The organism is Mesorhizobium sp. LSJC280B00 (assembly GCF_000502835.1).
Classification (GTDB): domain Bacteria; phylum Pseudomonadota; class Alphaproteobacteria; order Rhizobiales; family Rhizobiaceae; genus Mesorhizobium.
The window spans coordinates 54,377-75,861 of sequence record NZ_AYVL01000001.1; the positions used below are offsets into that span (position 1 = coordinate 54,377).

Consider the following 21,485-nt stretch of genomic DNA (forward strand, 5'->3'; position numbering starts at 1 on the left):
TGGAGACATTGGCGCCCTTCCGGCCTCGGCCAGCCTGACCATGCAAGCCGACCAGGTCCCGGCCGCTGAGCGTCAGCTGGCTTCTCGCAGCGGGAAACAACCTGGTGCGTAGCCTTCGCAATGTCCATTGACGACTGGGAAGGTTTGTGTCACTAGCAGTGACATGAATTCACAAACGATGACTCAGAAATACGAGAGCCCGCTGCGGGCAGAGCAGGCGCAGGCCACGCGCGAGCGCATCCTCGCGTCCATTCGAACGATTCTGGAGCAAAATCCGTACAGCCTCCTTGGCTTCGATGAGGTTGCCGAGATTTCGGGCGTAAACCGACGGACCATCTTCCGCCATTTCCCGACGAAGGAAGCGCTTTTGGAAGCCTTTTGGGCCAGCACCAATGCCTCTCTGGGAGTGCGGTTCTGGCCTGAGCGGGAGCAGGATCTGATCGATCTTCCTCCCGACCTTTTCGCCTCGTTGGACGCAATCGAAGGCGTAGTCAGAGCCTCGCATGCGAGCGCTACCGGGCGCGAGATGCGCCTGCAAGCCAATGGTGAGCGGCAACGTGCCTTTCAGAGCAGCCTTTCGCAAGTCGCAAACGGAATGGACCCGAAGGCGGCGCGCCAGCTTGAGGCCGTGATCCAGCTCCTGTTCAGCGCCACTGCCTGGCAGACGATGAAAGACTACTGGGGTCTTACCGGCCGTGAGGCCGGAGAGGCAGCCGCCTGGGCAATTCGCGCCTTGCTCAATGCGGCAAAATCGCAGCAAGGCGCTGTTCGAAAGGAAAAAGCAAGTGACTTGGCATAAGACCAAAGCGACGGTCCATCCGGCCGATTCGGTTCAAGGCTTCTGGGTGATGGGCGATCAGGTCGCTGTCCGGGCAAAGCTCGCTGGGACGGCACTCAACGTGATCGACGTGACGGTACCTCCTGGAAGCGGCACGCCGCCCCACACGCATCCTTCCGCGGAAATTTTCCGCATTCTCGAGGGCACCCTCACGATATGGACAATGATCGATGGGGTCGCGCAAGAATATGAGGTGGAACCCGGTGATGTCGTCACCATTCCGGGCAACGCGCCCCATGGCTATCGCAATGCTGGTCCCGTGCCGGTTATTTTCATGGCGATCGTCGACGACCAGATGATCGCATTTTTCGAAGAGGCTGCATCCAAGGACGCGCCCTCCGGCCCGCCGACCGCTGGCATGATTAACCGCGTGATCGAGCTTACCGGACGCCATGGGATCCGGATCCTGCAGGCGGCCTGACCGGCGAAACCGTTGCGCCAGGATTTGACCTGGAAGACGGTGCCTTATGCCGCCTAAATCCAGCAGTCCATCCATCCAGGTCGAAGCGGGCGTTCGCGCGAGTGATACGTGTGGCCGCGACAAGCCGTCGGCTGGATGGATGTCTCGTTTGCTGATCCACAAACTGCCTTCACAGTTGGAGAGCGCCTCTATGCTGCCATCGTCGCCAGAGCCGCCGTTCGCACTACGGCTTGAATCGGCCGTGTCGAAAACATCAGCAAAAACGGCGCCCTTGGCGTGGGAGCCGAGGGCGCCGCGGGACCGGAACCTGATGGGGGTTATCAGGTGGCCGGTTTCTCGGGCAGCGGCGAGATCGGCATTCCCGGGCCGATCNGGTCGCCTTCGGCCACACCGCTCAAGATGGCGACCTGATCGCCATTGGTCGGTCCGAGCGAAACGATACGCTGGTCGACCGTGTTGTCCTTGCCGACGACATAGAGGTATTTGCCGAGCTGGCCTGAGCCGAGTGCCGTCTGCGGTACCATCAGCGCATCGGGCTGCTCTTTGACGTGCAGCCGGACGCGGACATATTGGCCGGGCAGCAGCGTGAACTTGCCGTTGCCGACCGTCGCCCGTGCCGTGATCGTGCCGGTCGATCGATCGATCGTGTTGTCCATGAAGGTAAGATCGCCCTTCTGGCGCGGTTCCGTTTCACCGGGAAGCAGGACGTCGACACTGATCGGTCCCGCGGCCCGGGCTTCCTCGATCTGTGTCAGGTCCGTTTCGCTCGGATTGAAGGTGACGTAGATCGGATCGAGCTGCACCAGCGAATTGAGCACCGTGCCGGCGACGCTGACCAGCGTTCCAACAGATGCTTGGCTGCGTCCGATGCGTCCCGCGAACGGGGCACGGATTTCGGTGTAGCTCAAATTGAGCTCGGCGGTCCGCAAGGCGGCCTGGTTCACGGCGAGCGAGGCCTGAGCCTCACGCAAGGTGCTGGTGCGCTGGTCGAACACGTCCTTGGCGAGATAGCCGCTCTTGGCGAGTTCGCTGCCGCGCCCGAGATTGGAGCGCGCATAGTCGAGCGTCGCCGTGTCGCGCTGGATAAGCGCCTTCGCCTGCTCGAGGGCAGCCTGGAAATCCTCAGGGGCGATCTTGTAGAGAAGGTCGCCCTTCGCAACGTCGCTGCCGTCGGTGGCGACCTGCTCCTGCAGATAACCCGGCACGCGCGCCTGCAGCGTGATGCTGCGGATCGGCTCCACCCGGGCGGCGTAGTCGAGATAGATCGGGATCGTCTTCTTGACGACGCTCACCACCGGCACCGGCATGACAAAGGCTTCCGGCTTGGGTGTCGCCGCCCCGGCTGTGCCGGCGTTGAGGCTGAGGCTGCCCATGTCGAGCAGGTGAACGCTCGCCACCGAAATCGCCCCAAGGGCGACGGCCGTTCCCAGCGCGATTTTCCATTTACGCATGATCAATTCTCCAGTCCTATTCAGCCGCTTCGGCCAATGGCTCGAAGGCGGGTTCGGCAGTTGGTTGTTCGGTCGCTTCGGAAACCGGTTCGCTCTCGCTGCGGCGCTCGCGCAGCTGCTCGATCACCGCATAGAAGACCGGCACGAACACCAGCGACAGGATCGTCGCCGCGACCATGCCGCCAAAGACGGTGGTGCCGATCGACTGCCGGCTCGCCGCACCCGCACCCGTGGCGAACATCAGCGGCAGCACGCCGAGGATGAAGGCGAAGGCGGTCATCAGGATCGGCCGCAGCCGCAGCCGCGCGGCTTCCATCGCGGCGTCGACGATGCTGAGGCCGTCCTCACGCCGGCGCCGGGCAAACTCGACGATCAGAATCGCGTTCTTGGCCGCCAGTCCGATCAGCATGACGAAGCCTATCTGCGAATAGACGTCGATCTGCATGCCGCGCAGCCACAGCACGACGAATGCACCGAACAGTGCGAGCGGCACCGCCAGCAGCACCATGAACGGCATCGCCCAGCTCTCATATTGCGCGGCGAGGATCAGGAAGACGAAGACGATCGCGAGACCAAAGACGACGGATGCGATCGATCCTGCCTTGAGCTCCTGATAGGTGATGCCGGTCCATTCGTAGCCGAAATCTCTCGGCAATGCCGTGGCAGCGGCACGTTCCATTGCCGCCACCGCCTGGCCGGACGAAAAGCCGGGGGCGGCGCCGCCATTGATCAGGGCCGACGCATTGTTGTTGTAGTGCGGCACGGTCTCGGGGCCGACGACGGGCACAAGCTTGCCCAGCGTGCTCAGCGGCACCATGCCACCCGACGCATTGCGGACATAGAGCCGCGAAATGTCGGCCGGACCGGCGCGAGAGTCCTTGTCGGCCTGTATCGTCACCCGGAAGGTGCGGCCGAACAGGTTGAAATCGTTCACATAGAGCGAACCGAGATAGATCTGCAGCGTGTTGAAGACGTCCGGCAGGTTGAGCCCGAGCAGCTTCGCCTTGGCGCGATCGAGATCGTAGTTGAACTGCGGCGTCGAGGTCGAGAAGGACGAGAACAATTGCTGCGGGTTGAGCTCCGGCTGCTTGCGCGCCTCGGCAATCACCGCTTGCGTCGCATCGTTGAGCGCCACGCTGCCGCGGCCGGTCAGGTCCTCGACCTGGAACTCGAAGCCACCAGTGGTGCCGATGCCCGGGATCGACGGCGGATCGAAGCTCAGCGCAAAAGCCTCCGGAATTTGCAGCAGCTTGTTGCGCACGTCGGCGACGAGCTTAGAGGCGCTCTGGTCGGGGCCGCGTTCGTCCCATGGCTTCAGGATCGCGAATTCGACCGCCGAGTTCGACTGCGCGGCGCTGGTCAGGAAGTTCAAGCCGCTGATCGAGCCGACGATGTCGACGCCGGGCGTGTTCTGCAGGATGTCGCGTGCCTTTTGCGCCACCGCGTCGGTGCGTTCCAGCGAGGCCCCGTCGGGGAGCTGGATGACGACGAAGAAATAGCCCTGGTCCTCGACCGGAAGGAAGGTCGACGGCAGGCGCTGCCAGACGAAATAGGTCGCGACAAGTCCGGCCGCGAACACGCCAAGCATGATCCAGCGCAGGCGGATGAGAATGCGCACACCATTCGCATAGGCATGCGCCAGCCGTTCGAAGCCCATGTTGAACCAGCGGAACAGCACGAACTGCGTTTCCGGCCGGTGGCGCAGGAAGGCGGCGCTGAGCGACGGGGTAAGCGTCAGCGAGACGAAGGCCGAGATGCCGAACGAGATCGCCACAGTCAGGGCGAACTGGTTGTAGAGCCGGCCGGACACGCCGGGAATGAAGGCAACCGGCACGAACACAGCCATCAGCACGGCGGTCGTGGCGATGATCGGGCCGGTAACCTCCGCCATCGCGGTACGCGTGGCAGCCAGCGGTTTGAGGCCGGCCTCAAGTTGGCGTTCGACATTCTCGACGACGACGATGGCGTCGTCGACGACGAGGCCGATCGCCAGCACCATGCCGAGCAGGCTGAGCATGTTCAGCGAGAAGCCAAGCATATGCATGACGGCCAGCGTCGCCACCAGCGACACCGGAATTGCGATCGTCGGGATGATCGTGGTGCGCCAGCTTTGCAGGAAGATGAACACCACGGCGACGACCAGGACCAGCGCTTCGCCGAGCGTGATCAGCACGTCGTGCATCGAGGCCGAAACGAAACGTGTCGTATCGTAATGCATGGCGTAGCTGACGCCCTTCGGGAAACGGGCCGACAGCTCCTGCATCTTGTCCTTGACGCGCTGCTGCAGATCGAGCGCGTTGGACCCCGGCATCTGGTAGACCGCGAGCACCACCGTCGGGTCCTTGCCGAAGAAGGCCGACGACGAATATTGCAGCGCGCCGAGCTCGATGCGCGCAACGTCGCGCAGCCTGACCAGCGAGCCGTTGGCGGTATTGGCCCGCACGACGATGTCGCCGAACTCCTTGGGATCGCTCAGCCTGCCGACGGCGTTGACCTGCATCTCGAAGGCGGTGCCGGCCGGAGCCGGTGATTGCCCGATCTTGCCGGCCGCCACCTGGACGTTCTGCTCGGCGACGGCGTTCTGCACGTCGACGGCAGTAATGCCGAGATTGGCGAGCTTGTCGGGGTCGAGCCAAATGCGCATCGAATAGCGCCGCTCACCGAAGATCTGCACGTCGCCGACGCCGGGCAGGCGCTTCAGCGGATCGACCACCTGCAAGTAGGCGAGGTTGCTCAGCGCGACCGGGTTGACGGAACCGTCCGGCGAGGTGAGGTCGACGATCAGGACGAAGTTCGGGTTCTGCTTCTTGATCGTCACGCCGCCCTGATTGACGATGGCCGGCAACGAGGAAGCCGCCTGCGAAACGCGGTTCTGGACGTCGACGGCCGCCGTGCTCAGATCGTAGCCGACGTCGAAGGTGATGGTGATCGTCGAGGAGCCGTCATTGGAGCTCGACGACGACATATAGGTCATCCCCTGGACGCCGTTGATCTGCTGTTCGAGCGGCGTCGTCACCGTGTCGGCGACGACCTGCGCGCTGGCGCCCGGGTAATGGGCGCTGACCACGACCTGGGGCGGCGTGATGTCGGGAAACTGCGAGACGGGCAGGAGGAAATAACAGATCCCTCCGGCGAGCACCATGATGATGGCGATCGCCGACGCAAAGATCGGACGATGAATGAAGAAGTTTACCATGATATGCACGCCTCGCCCGATGCTCTGGCCCGGCCAAACGCCCTGGCTACCCTGGAAAGCCGCCGGCTGCGTGTTGAGCCGGAATCTTCGAGAAAGCCGAAATCTTCAAGGCGGCGCGGCGCATTGCGGCGCTCGGCCTGTTCGTCCGCCAGCGCACGCAGCATCGCCTCGAAGGACCGCGGGTCGACGCGGTCGGCCTTCATCAGCATGCGGATCATCGGATCCCTCACGACTTCATCGATCGTCAGATCATTGCGCTGCGACATCGAAGCGGCTCCTGGTTTTTGCTGATCCGCGGCAAGCCGCGGATCGGGTGTTTTCTTGCTCGCCGGCCGGGGCCGTAAGGTGCGGTTCGTCCCCTTGCCGATCGGGGCGGGGTTGATGGCCGGCACTTGCGAGTTTGACATGATGCAATGCGGGTGTTACAGGTAAGTAACATCTCTAACGTTACAGACCGGTAACACCCTAGTCAAGAGGTGCGCCGAGGGAATTTCGGGAAACGCAATCACGGAGGTTTTGATGACAGACGGTGTTGTGGAGCGTGTTCGCCCCCGGGACAGGATCCTGGAGACGGCACGGGACATGTTTCACAAGCATGGCATTCGCGGCGTCGGCATCGACGCCATCACTGAGGCGGCCGGCACCAACAAGATGACGCTCTACCGGCATTTCGAGTCCAAGGACGACCTGATCATCGAATGTCTGCGGGCGACCGCTTGCAGCGCCAACGCGATGTGGGAAAAGTTCGAGGCCGAGAATCCGGGCGACAAGCTGGCGCAGCTGCATGCCTGGGTCCGGATGGCGGCCGATTGCCTGATGTCGGATCGTCGCGGTTGCGACATGGCCAACGCCGCCATCGAGCTGAGCGAGGCCGATCATCCGGCAAGGCAAGTGATCAAGGAACTCAAGGAAGCGCAGCGCGAGCGTCTGGTCTCGCTGTGTCGCGATGCGGGTATCGGACAGGCCGAGCTTCTCGCCGATACGCTGTCGCTTCTGCTCGAGGGCGCCCGCGTCAGCCTGCAAAGCGTCGGCGCCGAGGGCCCGAGCGCGCAGTTCGTCCGCATGGCGGAAGGCCTGATCACGTCTTTCAGGGCCAGATAGTCTCGCAAGCGGCGAAACGATACGTGGCGTTTCGATTGCGGGCCGCGCCGCCGGGTGATGTCTCGTCCCATCGCGATGTGCCATCTCGCGTCTCCTGTGCCGATCCTCCGCACCATGGCCGGCGCGGCATTGATTGCTGGTCGTGAGGCAGGATAGGGCCGCCGGCGAACCGGTGAGAGTGACAAGTGTGACAGGATTCTGCCCGACAAGCCGCGGCGGTCGCAGCGAAGCTCATCGATCCGCGGATCAGCAAACGTGTCCGGTGCTGTCCCGACCGCAAGCATTGGCCGCTATCCCGGAGCCGGAACAAAAAAAGCCCGCTGCCGGGAGGAGGTGGCAGCGGGCTCGATTTCGAATACGGCACGGGAGGAGGTGTACCGCACTCAGCGTCGGCATCGCATCTGGGAGGAGTAGATGGCCGACACCTGCGAAACTATCGATTGCCCAATGATTCGGCAACCACAAAAGTTGCATAGGTGATGTGCAGATTTGCGGTATCAACCGAATTTTAACGATCGAGGCCCGAGCGACCATCGCCTCGCGCGACATCACTGCACCGGGACATTTTCCTTGAAGATCAGGCGCGGCTCGATGAATTTCCGCGTCAGATAGGGCGCCGACGAGGCGATCGAGCCGAGCAGGCGAATGACCGACTGTTCGGCGATCAGCCGCGCATTCTGGTCGATGACGACGTCGAGCAGATCGTCGACGAGATAGCCGCGCGTCTCGCGCGTCAGATCATGGCAGATGAACACCGGCTTCGTCTGCGGCCTGACTTCGAGCAATGCTTTTGCCACGCCCGAGCGCCCGGCGCCGATACAATAGATGCCGAGCAGCTCCGGCTCGTTGTGCAGCGCCTTCATGGTCGCGGTATAACTGACCTCCGGCTCATCGTTGATCTCGACGGCGCTGGTGACGGTCAGATTGGGGAACTCCTCGCCGAGCACGGAGCGAAAGCCCATCTCGCGTTCCTCATGGCCGCGGTAGGAGCGTGAGCCGACGACCATCGCCAGATGGCCCTGGCGGCCGCCGAGGAACCGTCCCATCAGCAGCGCCGCCGTTCGTCCGGCCACACGGTTGTCGATGCCGACGTAGGCCGAGCGGGGTGCGCCCGGAACGTCGGACACCAGCGTGACCAGGCGGATGCCGGCCTCGACGATCTCGCGCAAGATGTTGCGCGTTCTCGGATGATCGATGGCGATGACGCCGACGCCGTTCGCCTTGAGCGAGAGGTTTTCGACGGCCGCCTGCAAGGCGCTCGGCGAGATGCCGGCGAGCTTGTGGATGCGGCAGGAGGCGACCAGCGGCAGGCGCGCCGCATAATCCTCGATGTGTCTGGCCAGATCGGCCATGAAGGCATTGCTGCCGATCGGCAGGAAGAATTCGAGATGCGCCGGCCGCGACGGCAACGCGACCTGGTCGACGACCGGCAGATAGCCGAGCTGCTTGGCCGCCTCCATTACGCGCTGCCGGTTGGCGGCACTCGCCCCCGCCCGATTGTTGAGCACGCGGTCGACCGTCGCGGTCGACAGGCCGCAGCTTCTCGCAATATCCGAAACGGTGGCTTTCATGTCGCAACCATATGGCGATGCGATCCAGTGCCTCGACGATCAGGCCGACCCCCGGCTGCTCAGCCGGGCCGTTGCGTGCCCTCGACCAGCGCGTCATGGATCTCCTTGTCCGACATGCCGGTGATGACGCGTTCGACTTCGGCGACGCTGGTCTTCTTCGGGTCGATATCGTCGGCGACCACCTTACCGCGGCGCATGACGACGATGCGGTCGACCACCTGGAAGACATGATGGATGTTGTGGGCGATGAAGATGCAGGAATGGCCGGAATCGCGGGCACTGCGCACGAAGCTCAGCACGCCTTGCGTTTCGGCGACGCCGAGATTGTTGGTCGGCTCGTCGAGGATGATGAGGTCGCTGTCGAAATGCATGGCGCGTGCAATCGCCACCGCCTGCCGCTCGCCGCCGGAGAGCGAGCCGATCGGCGTCGTCGGCGGGATGTTCTTCGAGATGCCGACCTGCTTGAGCAGGTCGCGGGCAACCACGTTCATTGCCTCCTGGTCCATCCGATTGAGGAAGCGCGGCGGCTTGATCGGCTCGCGCCCGAGAAACAGGTTGCGGGCGATCGACAGCTGCGTCACCAGCGCCGAGTCCTGGTAGATCGTCTCGATGCCATGCGCGATGGCGTCGCTGGTACTGCGCAAATTCACCTTCTTGCCGCGGATGAAGATGTCGCCGCTGGTCAGCGGGACCGCGCCCGACAGCACTTTGATCAGCGTCGACTTGCCGGCGCCGTTGTCGCCGAGCAGGCCGACGATCTCCCTTTCGTTGACATGGAAATTGGCATCAACCAGCGCCTGCACGCGGCCATAGGACTTGCGGATATTTTCCATGCGGACAAGCGGTTCGGCCATGGTTCAAGTCCCTGCCTGATGCCGGCGTTCCAGCCATGAATGGAGCGCCATCATGCCGAGGATGATGGCGCCGATGAAAATATTATAGGCAAGGCCCGGCACACCGATCAGCACGATGCCGTTGCGCATCACGCGCAGGATCAGGATACCGAGCACCGTGCCGATGATTGTGCCGCGCCCGCCGGTCAGCGCCGTGCCGCCGATCACCACCATGGCGATGACTTCGAGCTCGTAGCCGGTGCCGCTGTTGGGGTTGGCCGCCGAGGTGCGCAACGAGGAGATGACGCCGGCAAGCGAGGCCAGGATCGACGACAGGATGAACAGGCCGATCTTGACGCCGCTGACATTGACGCCGCGCGCCCTTGCAGCACTCGGGTTGCCGCCGGCTGCCTGGATCCAGTTGCCTGTCCGGCTCTGCGTCAGCACGTAACCGAGCGCGATTGCGGCGGCGATGAACCAGAACAGCGACATGTAGATACGGAACGGCCCGATGAAGAAATCGCCGACCAAGGCTTCCGCCAGCCAGCTGCCCTCGGCGCTCCAGGTCCGCTGCGGAAACCCGTTGGTGACGAACAAAGCGGTGCCGCGCACCACCAGCAGCATGCCCAGTGTCACCAGGAAAGACGGGATCTTCAGCTGCGTCACGAACCAGCCATTGACCAGTCCAATGAACGCAGCGACCACCAGCGCAATGACGAAGGCGGCTTCGAGCGAGGCGACGCCGCTGTTAAACAACGTCCACATCAGGACCGGTGAGAAGCCGAACACCGAGCCGACCGAGAGGTCGAATTCGCCTGATGTCATCAACAGCGTCATCGCCAGCGCGATCAGCCCGAGCTCGACCGTGAAGGCCAGCGTGTTCGAGATGTTTTGCGGCGACAGGAAGTCGTGGTTGATGCCCCAGAACACGGCGATCTCGACGACGAGCAGCACAAACGGCCCGAACTCGGGCCGCGCGATCGATCGTTGGATAAGAGAACGATTTTCCACCTTGGACCCGCGATAGGATTGGATTTGGCCGCGACCGCAACCGGCTTCGGCGGAATGATGAGACAGTCACGGCCGCCGAAGCGGCCGTGACCAACTCGATCGCGGATTTATTTGCCGGACAGGATCTTGTCGTAGACTGCCGCGGTGTCCTTCTCGTAGAGCGCGCCGGTGATCACGTCGAAGCCGGGCGGAATACCGCTCGCCGCCATGTTGGCGAGCGAGAGCGCGACGTAGCTGGTCGCCTGCGGATCCTGCCACTGCGCGGCATTGACGTAGCCGTTCAGCACTTCCTGGGTGGTGTCGAGCGAGTTGCCCCAGCCGACGACCGGGATTTCGCCCGGCTTGACGCCGACCTGGTCGAACACCCGCTTGACCGAACCGGTGACAAGGTCGCCGAGGCCGATGACCGCCTTGACCTTGGCCCTGTTGGCGGTGAGGTAATCGACCATGCGGTTGATCACTTCGGCCTGGTCGAGCGTCGCTTCGGTGATTTCATAGGTGATGCCGAGCGGCTCGAACACGCTCTTGATGCCTTCCTCTTCCTGGACGCCATAGGTGGCGCCGGGAATCTCGACCGGCATCCAGACGAAGTCGCCCTTCTTCACAAGGCCCTTGTCGACCAGATACTGCGCCCAATGTTTGCCGAAGGTGACGTTGTCGCCGCCGACATAGGCGTTGAAGTCCGCCTTCGGGTCGGGCGTGTTGAAGTTGATGATCGGGATGTTCGCCGCCCGCGCTTCCTTGGCGATCTCGACAAGGCTGCCCGGATCAGGGCTGGTCGTGGTGATGCCGTCGGCCTTGGCGGCGATTGCGGCGCGGACAGCCTCCTGCTGCGACGCCACGTCGCCATTGTGGAACGACGTGTTGACGGTGTTGCCGGTGTCCGCCGCCCATTGCTTGGCGCCGGCAAGGAAGTATGTCCAGACCGGATCGGCCGGGCCGCCATGCGAAATCCAGTAGAACGTCTTGGCCTGTGCCGCGGCCGGAATGGCCAGCGCCACCATCAAGCCAAGTACAAGCAGTCTTAGCCTCGTCAGCATTTGATTTCCTCCCATTTGAACCGAACTCCTCCTCCGACGACGATCACCGCGAAAAGCCGTGCGCGGCCAAAACGGTGGTCGCATTTTGCCAGCGTCGACCTGGGCGCATTAGAGCATTCCCTTTTTCGATCGATGGCAAGCCTCGATTGCCAATGGACGTTGGCGCAAGGCACCGCGCCATCAGCAATCCCATCAGATTGCATCAGTTTGGCTGATATTTTCCAGGCGGCCGACGATCGGCCTTGCGACCGTCATGCAATGCTGCGCGGCGGCGCGCCGAGCACGGATTGCTCTAGGTCGATAAGCGTCCCGGTCATCAGCCCGGAGGCGTCGCTGAGCAGGAACAGCGTTAGCTGGGCGACTTCGTCCATGGTCAGCAATCGACCAAGCGGCAGGCCGGCGGCGGCGATCTTTGCCCAGTTTTCGCCCTTGCCCAGCGTGCTCGCCTGCATCTCTTGTTCGGCCGGCGTCGCTACCCAGCCCATGTTGATGCCGTTGACGCGGATGCGATCGGAAAGATGCGCGTTGGCAATGTTTCTGGTCAGCGTCGAAAGCGCGCCCTTGGTTGCGGAATAGATAGCAAGGTCCGGCGCACCGCAATGCGCATTCACCGACAGTATGTTGACGATGGCGCCCGCCGCCCGCCGTGTCTTCATGTCGGCTACGGCCCCCTGCATGAGGAAGAACGGCGCGCGCGCATTGACGGAAAACAACCTGTCCCAGTCGTCGATTGTGCCAGTTTCCAGAGAGGCCCGGTCGGTGAGGGCCGCGGCGTTCACCAGACAATCGATGCGGCCGAGTCTTTTGATCGCTTCCGCCATGACAGCTGCAGGCGCGGCCGGATCTCCAAGGTCGGCCTGGATGAAGACGACGGGCCGGCTTGGTCGTGAAAACTCTTCGGCGATGCGTCTGCCACGCTCGGCATTGCGGCCGACAATGGCGATCCCTTCGCCGCCGTCGGCTGAGGCCAGCCGGACGATGGTCTCGCCAAGTCCTTGCGTTCCGCCGGTAACGACAAGGGTCTTGCCCTCAAGAGCGACGATCAATGGACTCTCCCGAATGCCGACGAGCAGGTAATTTCCAATCAGAGAATTCTAGAATCTATCGGATGTAGGGTGGGGGACTAGATGAGGTCGGCCCTGGCGAGGTCGCGCATCAGATGGCTGGCGCCGTAGGTCCAGTGTGGGCAGTCGGGCGACAGCCGCACGCGGTTGACCAAGGCGCCGAATTTCTCCGACGATATGGTGACGATGTCGCCGACCTTGTGGGTAAAGCCCTTGCCTGTTTCGCCGCGATCCTTCGACGGCACGAACATCGTGCCGAGATAGAGCGCCAGCCCATCCGGGTATTGGTGATGTGGCCCCATGGCGGCGGCGAGCAACTCTTCCGGCGAGCGGCTGATCTCGGCCATCGAACTGGCGCCCTCCAGCGAGAACCCATCCTCGCCTTCGACTTTCAACCGTACGATCGCCTGCTTCACGTCGCCGATGGAAAATGTCTCGTCGAACAGCCGGATAAAGGGGCCAAGTGCTGCCGAGGCGTTGTTGTCCTTGGCTTTGCCGAGCAGCAGCGCCGAGCGCCCCTCGACGTCGCGCAGATTGACGTCGTTGCCGATCGTCGCCCCGACAATCCTGCCGCTGCTGGCGGCAATCATGGCGATCTCCGGCTCCGGATTGTTCCATGTCGAAACCGGATGCAGGCCGACATCGGCGCCGAAGCCGACCGAGGCCATCGGCTGGCACTTGGTGAAGATCTCGGCATCGGGGCCGATGCCGACTTCCAGATATTGCGACCAGGCGCCGCGCGCAATCAGCTTGGCCTTGATCTCCATCGCTTCCGGCGAGCCGGGCTTGAGCTTCGACAGATCGTGGCCGATCAGCCCGGCGATGTCGGCGCGAATGGCGTCGGCCTTTTCCGCCGAACCGCGCGCCTGCTCCTCGATCACCCGTTCGAGCAGGCTGACGACAAAGGTGACGCCAGACGCTTTGATCGCCTGCAGGTCGACGGGGGATAGCAGGTACGGTTTCCCCGGATCGCGCGCTGTCTCGAAACTGTTGGCGGCAATGGCATCGAGCGGGCCGATCGGCCGCCCCTTGGCCGAGCGGACGTGCCCCGCCGGATCCGGCAATTCGCAAACGTCGCGCACGGTCGGCGCCACATTTGACGTGATGTCGAAGACCGTGCCGTCACGCACCGTGACCACCAGCGGATGGGAAGCATCGCTCGCCCGGGCGCGGCCCACGAAGAGGCCTTCGGCGGGCAAATGTGTGGCGTTCGTCATGGCTTACATTTCCTGTTGTCTTGTCCTTCGGCCGCGGCACTTTCAACAAATTCCCGCCAAAGGTCTATCCCGCTTGCAGGGCGAGCTTTGTCAATTCTTTCAAGCGGTCTTCGCATCGCTGGACCTTGATCGAGCCTGACGTGCGCCAATGGCGACGGAAAACGCTCTTTCAAAATAATGAAACCGTCGCTAGGGTTTTCACCTACTGAAATCTCCAGGTGACGCTTGCTCTTACGGTTTTCCGATCCAATCTGGCAGAGGCCGCGGACAGCCACCGCGTTCCAGTCGCTTTTTCCCGCCGGCCAATGCGTCGATGTCGTTATCGTCGGCGGCGGCATTCTGGGTCTGTCAACGGCCTTGCACGCTGCCCGGCTCGGCCTTGCCGTCCAGGTGCTGGAGGCCGGCGAAATTGGCAATGGCGCATCCGGCCTGAACGGCGGTCAGGTCATTCCCGGCCTGAAATACGATCCGGACTGGCTGCTGGAGCATTTTGGTCTCGAACGCGGCGAAGCGCTCGTCAACTTTGCCGCCTCGACCGCTGACACCGTCTTCGAATTGATTCGCGACGAAAGACTGGCGGTGCCGTTCGTCCGCAATGGCTGGATCCAGGCCGCGCATACCGAGACCGCGCTGAAAGCGGCGGCGAACCGGGATCGGCAGTGGCGCGCCCGCGGCGCCGATGTCCGGCTGCTGAGCCGGACGGAGATCGCGACGATGACCGGCGCGCAAGGCTATCTCGGCGGCTGGCTCGATCGCCGCGCCGGTGTCATCGATCCGCTCGCCTACACGTCGGAACTGGCGCGCGTCGCTGCAGCGGCGGGCGTAAAGATCGCCGAGCGCCAGAACGTGATGCAGATCAGCAAGAATGCCGGCATTTGGCACGTTTCTACGGAAAGCGGCGCCGAACTCAAGACCAAGGCGATCGTCCTGGCGACCAACGCCTATACCGGCGGCCTGCTTCCCGGCCTCGCCGAGACGATCGTCCCGCTGCATTCCTTCCAGATCGCGACAGCACCGCTATCGTCCAATCTCGCGGCGGCGATCCTGCCGGAAGGGCAGGCAGTGTCGGATTCGCGCCGCATCCTCGTCTATTACCGCAAGAGTGCCGATGGCCGGCTGGTGTTCGGCGGACGCGGCCGCATGGCCTTGCCGAACGGCCCGGCCGACTGGGCGCATCTGGAACGCGCGCTGCTGCGGCTCTACCCGGCGCTGTCAGACATTGCCATTGAAAAGCGGTGGTTCGGCCGGGTGGCAATGACGCCGGACCATCTCCCGCATATCCACGAGCCAGAGAAGGGTCTGCTGGCGGTCGTCGGTTGCCAGGGCCGCGGCATCGGCCTGATGACCGCGCTTGGCGAGCGCATCGCCTCCTACCTGTCGAGCGGCGATATTAGGCAATTGCCGTTCCCGATATCGCCGATCCGGCCGATCCCGTTTCACGCCTTTCGGCAGATCGGCGTTGCCGCGACCATCGGCTGGTACCGGATGCTGGACGCCTTCGAACGCTGACGTTCATGCCCAAGCATGAAACAGCTTGACAGTTTCACAAATATGAAAAAAGCTTAATCGATTTCAAATTTCGATGGACAGCCGATGTCGACCATCGTCGTAACGCAGTCGCTGCCGGAAACCCGGTCTTCGCCGGCCTTCCGCTTCGCCATGCTGCTGCCCGGCGGGCTGGTCACCTTCTTGCTGATCCTTTTCGCCCTTGGCCTGGTGTTCTTTCTCGCCTTTCGCGGCAATGACGGCTCGCTGCTGGGGGCTGGTTTCACCCTTGCGAATTTCGTCACTGTGGCCACCGATCCGCTGTACTGGACGGTGACGCTGCGCTCGCTGGGCATCGCCGGCCTGGTGACGCTGGCAACCGTCGTCACCGCCTATCCCGTTGCCTACTATCTGGCTTTCCATGCCGGGCGGCGGCGTGGGCTGCTGCTGTTCCTGCTGACCCTGCCGTTCTGGACCAGCTATCTGCTGCGCGTCTTCGCCTGGAAGATCGTGCTTGCCTATAATGGCGTGCTGAACTCGGCGCTGATCGAAAGCGGCATCTGGTCGGAGCCGACATTGGCCTTCCTGAATACGCCGGCAGCGGTCGTCGTCACGCTTGCCCACGCTTATTCGCCGTTCGCCATCCTGCCCATCTATGTGGCGCTGGACACGATCCCGAAATCGCTGCTCGAAGCTGCTTCCGATCTCGGCGCAAAACCGTTCACCAGCTTCCGTCGCATCGTGCTGCCCAATTCGATGCCGGGCGTGCTGGCGGCTGCTCTCGTCGTCTTCGTGCCGACCGTCGGCGATTATGTGACGCCGGCGCTGGTCGGCGGCCCTGCCAGTACAATGATCGGCACACTGATCCAGGCCGAGTTCGGCAAGGCCAATGACTGGCCGTTCGGCGCCGCACTCGCCGTCGCCGTCATGCTGGTCATTCTCGCCGTGGTGCTGGTGGTGCGCTTCGCCGACCGGCGATACGGCAGCCGCACATGAACACGGCGCGCCTGGACGCAAAGCAAGGCGGCGGCTGGCTCGGAGCCTACGTCCTTGCCTATCTGGTGTTCCTGTATCTGCCGATACTGCTGATCCCACTGTTTTCATTCAACAATTCGATCCAGGCGGCGTTTCCGCTGCAAGGCTTCACGCTGGAATGGTACGGCACGCTGGTCGGCAATTCGGCGCTGTCCGGTGCGCTTGCCACCAGCCTCGTCATCGGCGCCATTGCCGCCACCGGCGCAACACTCTGCGGCATCACCGTGTCCTATATGGACCTCTACGGCCGCTCGCCGCTGGCCGCCACGATCAGTGCCATTGCGCGGCTGCCGATCCTGATCCCCGGCGTCATCGTCGGCATCTCGCTGTTGATCCTGGTCAATCTCGCCGGTTTCGGGCCGTCGCGCATTGCCATTGTGCTCGGCCATGTATTGGTGGCGCTGCCGACGACGGTGGTGGTCATGCGCAGCCGCTTCGCCGCCATCCCGAAGACCATCCGCGAGGCAGCGCTCGACCTCGGCGCCTCGGACTGGACGACCTTCAGACGGGTGATGCTGCCGCTCAGCCTGCCAGCCATTATTTCGGCGTTCATGCTGGCCTTCCTGACCTCGTTCGACGAGTTCATCGTCGCCTTCTTCCTTGCCGGCACCGAGCCGACGCTGCCGCTTTATATCTGGAGCCAGCTGCGCTTCCCGAAATCGCTGCCGACCGTCATGGCGCTCGGCACGGCGATCCTGGCCGTGTCGTTCGTCATCGCCGCACTCGCCGAAATCCTGCGCCATCGCGGGCTTGCCGCCACCCGGCGGCCAGCGCCCGCCAGCCTGTCAAAACCAGAAGAAACCGAAAGAGGAGAACTGCAATGGCATTCGACTTGAAATCGATAACGACAAAGACAGCGAAAACCGGACTGGCCGCCTTGGCGCTGGCGCTTGCATCGACTGTCGCCTTTGCCGGCGACAAGCTGCAATATTTCACCTGGTCGGGTTACGAGCTGCCCGACTTCAACAAGAGCTTCCTCGCCGCGCACCCTGATGGCGTCGAAGCCGCGATGTTCGGCGACGACGATGACGCCTTCACCAAGGTCAAGGCCGGCTTCCGCCCCGATGTCGCGCACCCTTGCTATGACAAGGTGGCGCGCTGGAACAAGGAAGGCCTGCTGCAGCCGATCGACACCAAGCGCATCAAGAACTGGGATTCAATCTTCCCGGTCTTCAAGAACCTGCCCGACTTGCAGGCCGGCGACGGCAAGGTCTGGATGGTGCCGTGGGACTGGGGCAATACCTCGATCCTCTACCGCACCGATCTGGTGAAGAACCCGGAAGCCAGCTGGAACCTGCTCTGGGACAAGCAATATGCCGGGCGCATGGCGACCATCGATGCCGTCCACGACACACCGGTGGTGGCGGCCCTTCTGGCCGGCGTCAATCCATTCGACATGACGGCGGAACAGATGGACAAGGTGGCGGAGAAACTGCGCGAGCAGCGCCCGCTGCTCTCGAACTACACCACCGACATGACCTCGGTCGAACAGGCACTGGCGAGCGGCCAGCTGGTCGCGGCCATGACCTGGAACGCCTCGGCCACCTCGCTGAAGAAGCAGGGCGTGCCTGTAGAGTTCATGAAGCCGAAGGAAGGCATGCTGACCTGGGCTTGCGGCTTCGTCATGCTCAAGGACGCCAAGAACGTCGATCTTGCTTATGACTTCATCAACAGCCGGCTGGAGACGGATTCCGGAAAGTATCTGATCCAGGCCTACGGCTATGGCAGCTCGACCAGCTCGGCTTTCGCCGCCGTGCCGAAGGAGGAGTTGGAGAAACTGCAGCTGCCTTCCGATCCCGAGGTGATGCTGAAGACCACCATCTTCACCGGGCCGATGAAACAGAATGACGAACTCGCCAAGATGTTCGAGAAGGTCAAGGCAGGCGGCTGAGTTCGCTCTTCCTTCTCCCCTTGTGGGAGAAGGTGTCGCCGAAGGCGACGGATGAGGGGTGTTCCAGATGGCACCGACAGCACTCCGACCAACACCCCTCATCCGTCTCGGCGCTTCGCGCCGATCCACCTTCTCCCACAAGGGGAGAAGGGAAAACCTTACCAAACAAGGACGAACGAATGGACATGCTGGACGAAGCGGCTGAGAAGCCGAAAGACGACGCCGACGTCAGGGTCGGCCGGCGCGTGCGGGCGCTCAGGCTGGAGCGCAATCTCTCGCTGGCCGAACTTGCCGCCAAAGCCGGTGTCTCGATCGGAGCGCTCAGCCAGATCGAGCGCGGCATGTCGTCATTGCGGGTCCGCGTGATTTGGCCGCTCGCCGCCGCACTCGACATCGAGCCGTCGGCGCTGATCGCCGACGGCAATGATGTCGGCAACGACCTCTATTGCGTGCGCGCCAACAGCCGGCGGCAGATCCCGGTAAAATCGGAAGGCATCGCCAAGGCACTGCTGTCGCCGCCGGCCGCCACGCTAACCGGCATGCTGGTGACCGTTGAGGCCGGTGGCGGCACCGCCGAAGCTTACGCCCATGCCGGCCATGAATTCGGCTTCGTCCTGTCGGGCGAGGTCGAGCTGGTGGTCGATTCGACCAGATACGGGCTGAAGGCCGGAGACAGCTTCGCCTTCAAGAGCACCTTGCTGCACGCCTTCCGCAATCCGGGCAGCGAGCGCTGCCAGATCCTGTGGGTCAACACCACCAAGCCGTCCGAGGTTCGCGATGGCGCCTGATCCTCTCGTCCGGCTGGACAAGGTCTCCAAGATATTCCCCGGCGGCATCATCGGGCTCGACGCCGTCGATCTCGATATTTCGCGCGGCGAGTTCCTGACTCTGCTCGGACCGTCAGGCTGCGGCAAGACCACCAGCCTGCGGGTCATCGCCGGCTTCGAGAGCCCGTCGAACGGCAGGGTCCTGCTCGAAGGCCGCGACATCACAGCGCTCAGGCCCTTCGGCCGTCCCGTCAATACCGTGTTCCAGGACTACGCGCTGTTCCCACACATGAACGTTGCCGAAAATGTCGGCTTCGGCCTGTCGCTGCGCAAGCTCTCCGGTGCCGAACAGGCAAAGCGCGTCGGCGCAGCGCTCGACATGGTCGGCCTTGCCGAGAAGCTCGGCGCCCGCGTGTCCGAATTGTCGGGTGGCCAGCGCCAGCGCGTCGCGCTTGCCCGCGCGATCGTCTGCGAGCCGCGTGTGCTGCTGCTCGACGAGCCGCTGTCAGCGCTCGACGCGCATCTGCGCGAGCAGATGCAGGTCGAACTGAAGCGGCTGCAGTCGCGGCTTGGCACCACTTTCGTCATGGTCACGCACGACCAGACCGAGGCGCTGTCGATCTCAGACCGCATCGTCGTCATGAACAAGGGCCGCATAGAGCAGATTGCGCCGCCGGCGACCCTTTACGACCGGCCCGCCACTAAATTCGTCGCCAGCTTCATCGGCACGATGAACCTTCTGCAGTCGCGCTTTGTCGGCCGCGATGGCGAGCGCTTACGGTTCGCCGCCGGCGCCCTGCCGCTGGAAGCGGTTTCGGAGACGGGCGAACTGCCTGGCGAGGGCACGGTGCGCACCATCGGCGTGCGTCCGGAGGACCTTTTGGCCACGACCGAGGCGGCGGCCGGTACTGCACCGGTGCGGGTGAACAGCATCGTCTTTCACGGCCGCACCTTGCGCCTTCATGCAGAGTTGGGGCAGGGGACACAGGTGGTGATCGACGCGCCGCGCCGGACAGAGGGTTTTCAATTCAGCGTCGGCGACGTGGCGCATATCAGCCTGCGCCGTGGTGCCAACTGCCCTATGCTGCCTAGCTAGTCTCACTCATTTCCAGAAAACCGGAGCACGGCCCATGAGCAATCATCTCAATTTTTTCATCGGCGGCAAATGGGTCGGCCCCGTGGTTCCGGCAACGCTGGATGTGATCGATCCGTCCACTGAAGAGGCCTACACCAAAATCTCGGTCGGCTCGAAAGCCGATGTCGACAAGGCCGTGGCTGCAGCCAAGGCGGCATTCCCGGCCTTTTCGCAAACGACCAAGGCCGAGCGCCTGAAGCTGCTGAAGCGTATCCTCGAAGTCTACAATGAGCGCTACGAGGACATCGCCCAGGCGGTCAGCCAGGAAATGGGCGCGCCGATCAGGTGGGCGCGCGAGGCGCAGGCCTGGGCGGGCAGGGCGCATATGGAAGCCACTATCAAGGCGCTGGAGGATTACGAATTCAGCGAGAAGCGCGGCACCACCATGGTGGTCAAGGAGCCGATCGGCGTCTGCGCGCTGATTACACCGTGGAACTGGCCGCTCAACCAGATAGTCTGCAAGGTGGCGCCGGCCATCGCCGCCGGCTGCACCGTCATTTTAAAGCCTTCCGAAATCGCGCCGATCAGCGGCATCATCTTTTCCGAGGTGATGGACGCCGCCGGCACGCCGAAGGGCGTCTACAATATGGTGAATGGCACTGGTCCGGATGTCGGCCAGGTCATGGCTGGCCATCCCGATGTCGACATGGTCTCGTTCACCGGATCGACCCGGGCCGGCATCATCGTCGCCAAGACGGCGGCCGAGACGGTAAAGCGCGTCGCGCAGGAGCTCGGCGGCAAATCGGCCAACATCGTGCTGCCCGACGCTGACTTCGAGACGGCGGTGCGCAAGGGTGTCAACGCCTGCTTCGGCAATAGCGGCCAGTCTTGCGATGCGCCGACCCGCATGCTGGTGCCGGCCGCCCGTCACGACGAGGCGCTGACGATCGCCAGGAAGGCCGCCGAACGGCACAAGGTTGGCGACCCGCGCTCGGAGGAGACCAAGCTCGGGCCGGTGGTCAGCATCGTCCAGTTCGACAAGATCCAGCGGTTGATCGAGGCAGGTATCGCCGAGGGTGCGACGCTGGTCACCGGCGGCCCCGGCCGGCCGGAACACCTCAACCGTGGCTATTATGTGCGACCGACCGTTTTCGGCCACGTCAGGCCTGGCATGACCATCGAGAAGGAGGAGATTTTCGGGCCGGTCCTGTCGGTCATCTCCTACGATGACGATGATGATGCGGTGAAGATCGCCAACGACACCGTCTATGGCCTGGCTGCCTATGTGCAGTCCGGGGATATCGACCACGCCCGCAAGATTGCCAGCCGCCTGCGTGCCGGCCAGGTCTCGATCAACTATCCGGAATGGGACACGTTCGCGCCCTTCGGCGGCTACAAGCAGTCCGGCAACGGCCGCGAATACGCCGACTGGGCCATCCACGACTTCCTCGAGATCAAGGGCATCATCGGCTACGGCGCCTGAGCGTTC

At 63.2% G+C, this 21,485-nt stretch carries 19 protein-coding genes; 10 read left to right on the forward strand and 9 right to left on the reverse strand.

The annotated features are described in order from the left end of the window. Positions 1–178 precede the first annotated feature (178 nt). Together X773_RS40950 and X773_RS40955 are read left to right on the forward strand one after the other, a co-directional pair. On the forward strand, positions 179–799 hold the full coding sequence (locus tag X773_RS40950; RefSeq protein WP_023674033.1) for a TetR/AcrR family transcriptional regulator: 621 nt from the start codon (positions 179–181) through the stop codon (positions 797–799). Continuing rightward, positions 786–1,259, forward strand: a complete 474-nt coding sequence (locus X773_RS40955; RefSeq protein ID WP_023674034.1) for a cupin domain-containing protein — start codon at positions 786–788, stop codon at positions 1,257–1,259. The genes X773_RS40950 and X773_RS40955 overlap by 14 nt, the downstream gene beginning before the upstream one ends. A gap of 320 nt (positions 1,260–1,579) precedes the next feature. Here the strand turns inward: X773_RS40955 and X773_RS40960 are convergent, their stop codons facing one another. From X773_RS40960 to X773_RS0136955, 3 genes are read right to left on the reverse strand one after another with little or no spacing between them, the layout of a single operon-like run. Next, on the reverse strand, positions 1,580–2,710 hold the full coding sequence (locus X773_RS40960; protein ID WP_023674035.1) for an efflux RND transporter periplasmic adaptor subunit: 1,131 nt from the start codon (positions 2,708–2,710) through the stop codon (positions 1,580–1,582). A 16-nt stretch (positions 2,711–2,726) separates the two neighbouring features. Continuing rightward, the gene (locus X773_RS40965; RefSeq protein ID WP_023674036.1) at positions 2,727–5,906 is read right to left on the reverse strand and encodes a multidrug efflux RND transporter permease subunit; all 3,180 of its coding nucleotides are present in this window, start codon (positions 5,904–5,906) and stop codon (positions 2,727–2,729) included. After that, positions 5,900–6,172, reverse strand: coding sequence for a hypothetical protein (locus X773_RS0136955; protein ID WP_031211028.1), 273 nt, complete (start codon positions 6,170–6,172; stop codon positions 5,900–5,902). Before X773_RS0136955 ends, X773_RS40965 begins: the two co-directional genes overlap by 7 nt. A gap of 253 nt (positions 6,173–6,425) precedes the next feature. Here X773_RS0136955 and X773_RS40970 point away from each other — a divergent pair, with 253 nt between their 5' ends. Then, positions 6,426–7,007, forward strand: coding sequence for a TetR/AcrR family transcriptional regulator (locus X773_RS40970; RefSeq protein ID WP_031211029.1), 582 nt, complete (start codon positions 6,426–6,428; stop codon positions 7,005–7,007). Between the two features lie 548 nt (positions 7,008–7,555). Here the strand turns inward: X773_RS40970 and X773_RS40975 are convergent. The 6 genes from X773_RS40975 to X773_RS41000 all read right to left on the reverse strand — a co-directional run bounded on the left by X773_RS40975 (position 7,556) and on the right by X773_RS41000 (position 13,743). Continuing rightward, positions 7,556–8,578, reverse strand: coding sequence for a LacI family DNA-binding transcriptional regulator (locus X773_RS40975; RefSeq protein ID WP_023674039.1), 1,023 nt, complete (start codon positions 8,576–8,578; stop codon positions 7,556–7,558). 59 nt (positions 8,579–8,637) lie between these two features. Further along, positions 8,638–9,432, reverse strand: a complete 795-nt coding sequence (locus X773_RS40980) for an ATP-binding cassette domain-containing protein (RefSeq protein ID WP_023674040.1) — start codon at positions 9,430–9,432, stop codon at positions 8,638–8,640. A gap of 3 nt (positions 9,433–9,435) precedes the next feature. Beyond that, complete coding sequence (locus X773_RS40985; RefSeq protein ID WP_023674041.1) at positions 9,436–10,422, reverse strand: ABC transporter permease; 987 nt, start codon at positions 10,420–10,422, stop codon at positions 9,436–9,438. 107 nt (positions 10,423–10,529) lie between these two features. After that, positions 10,530–11,462, reverse strand: coding sequence for a substrate-binding domain-containing protein (locus tag X773_RS40990; protein WP_023674042.1), 933 nt, complete (start codon positions 11,460–11,462; stop codon positions 10,530–10,532). Positions 11,463–11,713: 251 nt separating this feature from the next. Beyond that, on the reverse strand, positions 11,714–12,508 hold the full coding sequence (locus X773_RS40995) for an SDR family oxidoreductase (protein WP_023674043.1): 795 nt from the start codon (positions 12,506–12,508) through the stop codon (positions 11,714–11,716). Positions 12,509–12,585: 77 nt separating this feature from the next. Next, the gene (locus tag X773_RS41000) at positions 12,586–13,743 is read right to left on the reverse strand and encodes a fumarylacetoacetate hydrolase family protein (RefSeq protein ID WP_023674044.1); all 1,158 of its coding nucleotides are present in this window, start codon (positions 13,741–13,743) and stop codon (positions 12,586–12,588) included. Positions 13,744–13,968: 225 nt separating this feature from the next. On the opposite strand from X773_RS41000, the gene X773_RS41010 reads away from it, so the two are divergent. The 7 genes from X773_RS41010 to X773_RS41040 all read left to right on the forward strand — a co-directional run bounded on the left by X773_RS41010 (position 13,969) and on the right by X773_RS41040 (position 21,479). Then, positions 13,969–15,252: an FAD-dependent oxidoreductase gene (locus tag X773_RS41010; protein ID WP_023674046.1), complete on the forward strand. Its 1,284-nt coding sequence runs from the start codon at positions 13,969–13,971 to the stop codon at positions 15,250–15,252. Positions 15,253–15,336: 84 nt separating this feature from the next. Next, the gene (locus tag X773_RS41015; RefSeq protein ID WP_023674047.1) at positions 15,337–16,224 is read left to right on the forward strand and encodes an ABC transporter permease; all 888 of its coding nucleotides are present in this window, start codon (positions 15,337–15,339) and stop codon (positions 16,222–16,224) included. Then, positions 16,221–17,099, forward strand: a complete 879-nt coding sequence (locus X773_RS41020) for an ABC transporter permease (protein WP_023674048.1) — start codon at positions 16,221–16,223, stop codon at positions 17,097–17,099. Before X773_RS41015 ends, X773_RS41020 begins: the two co-directional genes overlap by 4 nt. Then, positions 17,084–18,154 carry an ABC transporter substrate-binding protein gene (locus X773_RS41025; protein ID WP_031211030.1) on the forward strand — a complete coding sequence of 357 codons (1,071 nt, stop codon included), beginning with the start codon at positions 17,084–17,086 and terminating at the stop codon, positions 18,152–18,154. The genes X773_RS41020 and X773_RS41025 overlap by 16 nt, the downstream gene beginning before the upstream one ends. A 179-nt stretch (positions 18,155–18,333) precedes the next feature. Beyond that, entirely contained in the window at positions 18,334–18,942 is a 609-nt protein-coding gene (locus X773_RS41030) for a cupin domain-containing protein (protein ID WP_023674050.1), read from the forward strand. Beyond that, positions 18,932–20,017, forward strand: a complete 1,086-nt coding sequence (locus X773_RS41035) for an ABC transporter ATP-binding protein (protein WP_023674051.1) — start codon at positions 18,932–18,934, stop codon at positions 20,015–20,017. The genes X773_RS41030 and X773_RS41035 overlap by 11 nt, the downstream gene beginning before the upstream one ends. A gap of 34 nt (positions 20,018–20,051) precedes the next feature. Beyond that, complete coding sequence (locus X773_RS41040) at positions 20,052–21,479, forward strand: aldehyde dehydrogenase family protein (protein WP_023674052.1); 1,428 nt, start codon at positions 20,052–20,054, stop codon at positions 21,477–21,479. The last annotated feature ends 6 nt before the right edge of the window (positions 21,480–21,485 follow it).

Excerpts from the sequence above, each read along its gene's own strand:
- X773_RS41035 (WP_023674051.1), top strand. The coding sequence starts at position 18,932 with ATGGCGCCTGATCCTCTCGTCCGGCTGGACAAGGTCTCCAAGATATTC.
- X773_RS41015 (WP_023674047.1), top strand. The coding sequence starts at position 15,337 with ATGTCGACCATCGTCGTAACGCAGTCGCTGCCGGAAACCCGGTCTTCG.
- X773_RS41000 (WP_023674044.1), bottom strand. The coding sequence starts at position 13,743 with ATGACGAACGCCACACATTTGCCCGCCGAAGGCCTCTTCGTGGGCCGC.
- X773_RS40980 (WP_023674040.1), bottom strand. The coding sequence starts at position 9,432 with ATGGCCGAACCGCTTGTCCGCATGGAAAATATCCGCAAGTCCTATGGC.
- X773_RS40965 (WP_023674036.1), bottom strand. The coding sequence starts at position 5,906 with ATGGTAAACTTCTTCATTCATCGTCCGATCTTTGCGTCGGCGATCGCC.
- X773_RS40990 (WP_023674042.1), bottom strand. The coding sequence starts at position 11,462 with ATGCTGACGAGGCTAAGACTGCTTGTACTTGGCTTGATGGTGGCGCTG.
- X773_RS41020 (WP_023674048.1), top strand. The coding sequence starts at position 16,221 with ATGAACACGGCGCGCCTGGACGCAAAGCAAGGCGGCGGCTGGCTCGGA.
- X773_RS41030 (WP_023674050.1), top strand. The coding sequence starts at position 18,334 with ATGGACATGCTGGACGAAGCGGCTGAGAAGCCGAAAGACGACGCCGAC.
- X773_RS41025 (WP_031211030.1), top strand. The coding sequence starts at position 17,084 with ATGGCATTCGACTTGAAATCGATAACGACAAAGACAGCGAAAACCGGA.
- X773_RS40950 (WP_023674033.1), top strand. The coding sequence starts at position 179 with ATGACTCAGAAATACGAGAGCCCGCTGCGGGCAGAGCAGGCGCAGGCC.
- X773_RS0136955 (WP_031211028.1), bottom strand. The coding sequence starts at position 6,172 with ATGTCGCAGCGCAATGATCTGACGATCGATGAAGTCGTGAGGGATCCG.
- X773_RS41040 (WP_023674052.1), top strand. The coding sequence starts at position 20,052 with ATGAGCAATCATCTCAATTTTTTCATCGGCGGCAAATGGGTCGGCCCC.
- X773_RS40970 (WP_031211029.1), top strand. The coding sequence starts at position 6,426 with ATGACAGACGGTGTTGTGGAGCGTGTTCGCCCCCGGGACAGGATCCTG.
- X773_RS40975 (WP_023674039.1), bottom strand. The coding sequence starts at position 8,578 with ATGAAAGCCACCGTTTCGGATATTGCGAGAAGCTGCGGCCTGTCGACC.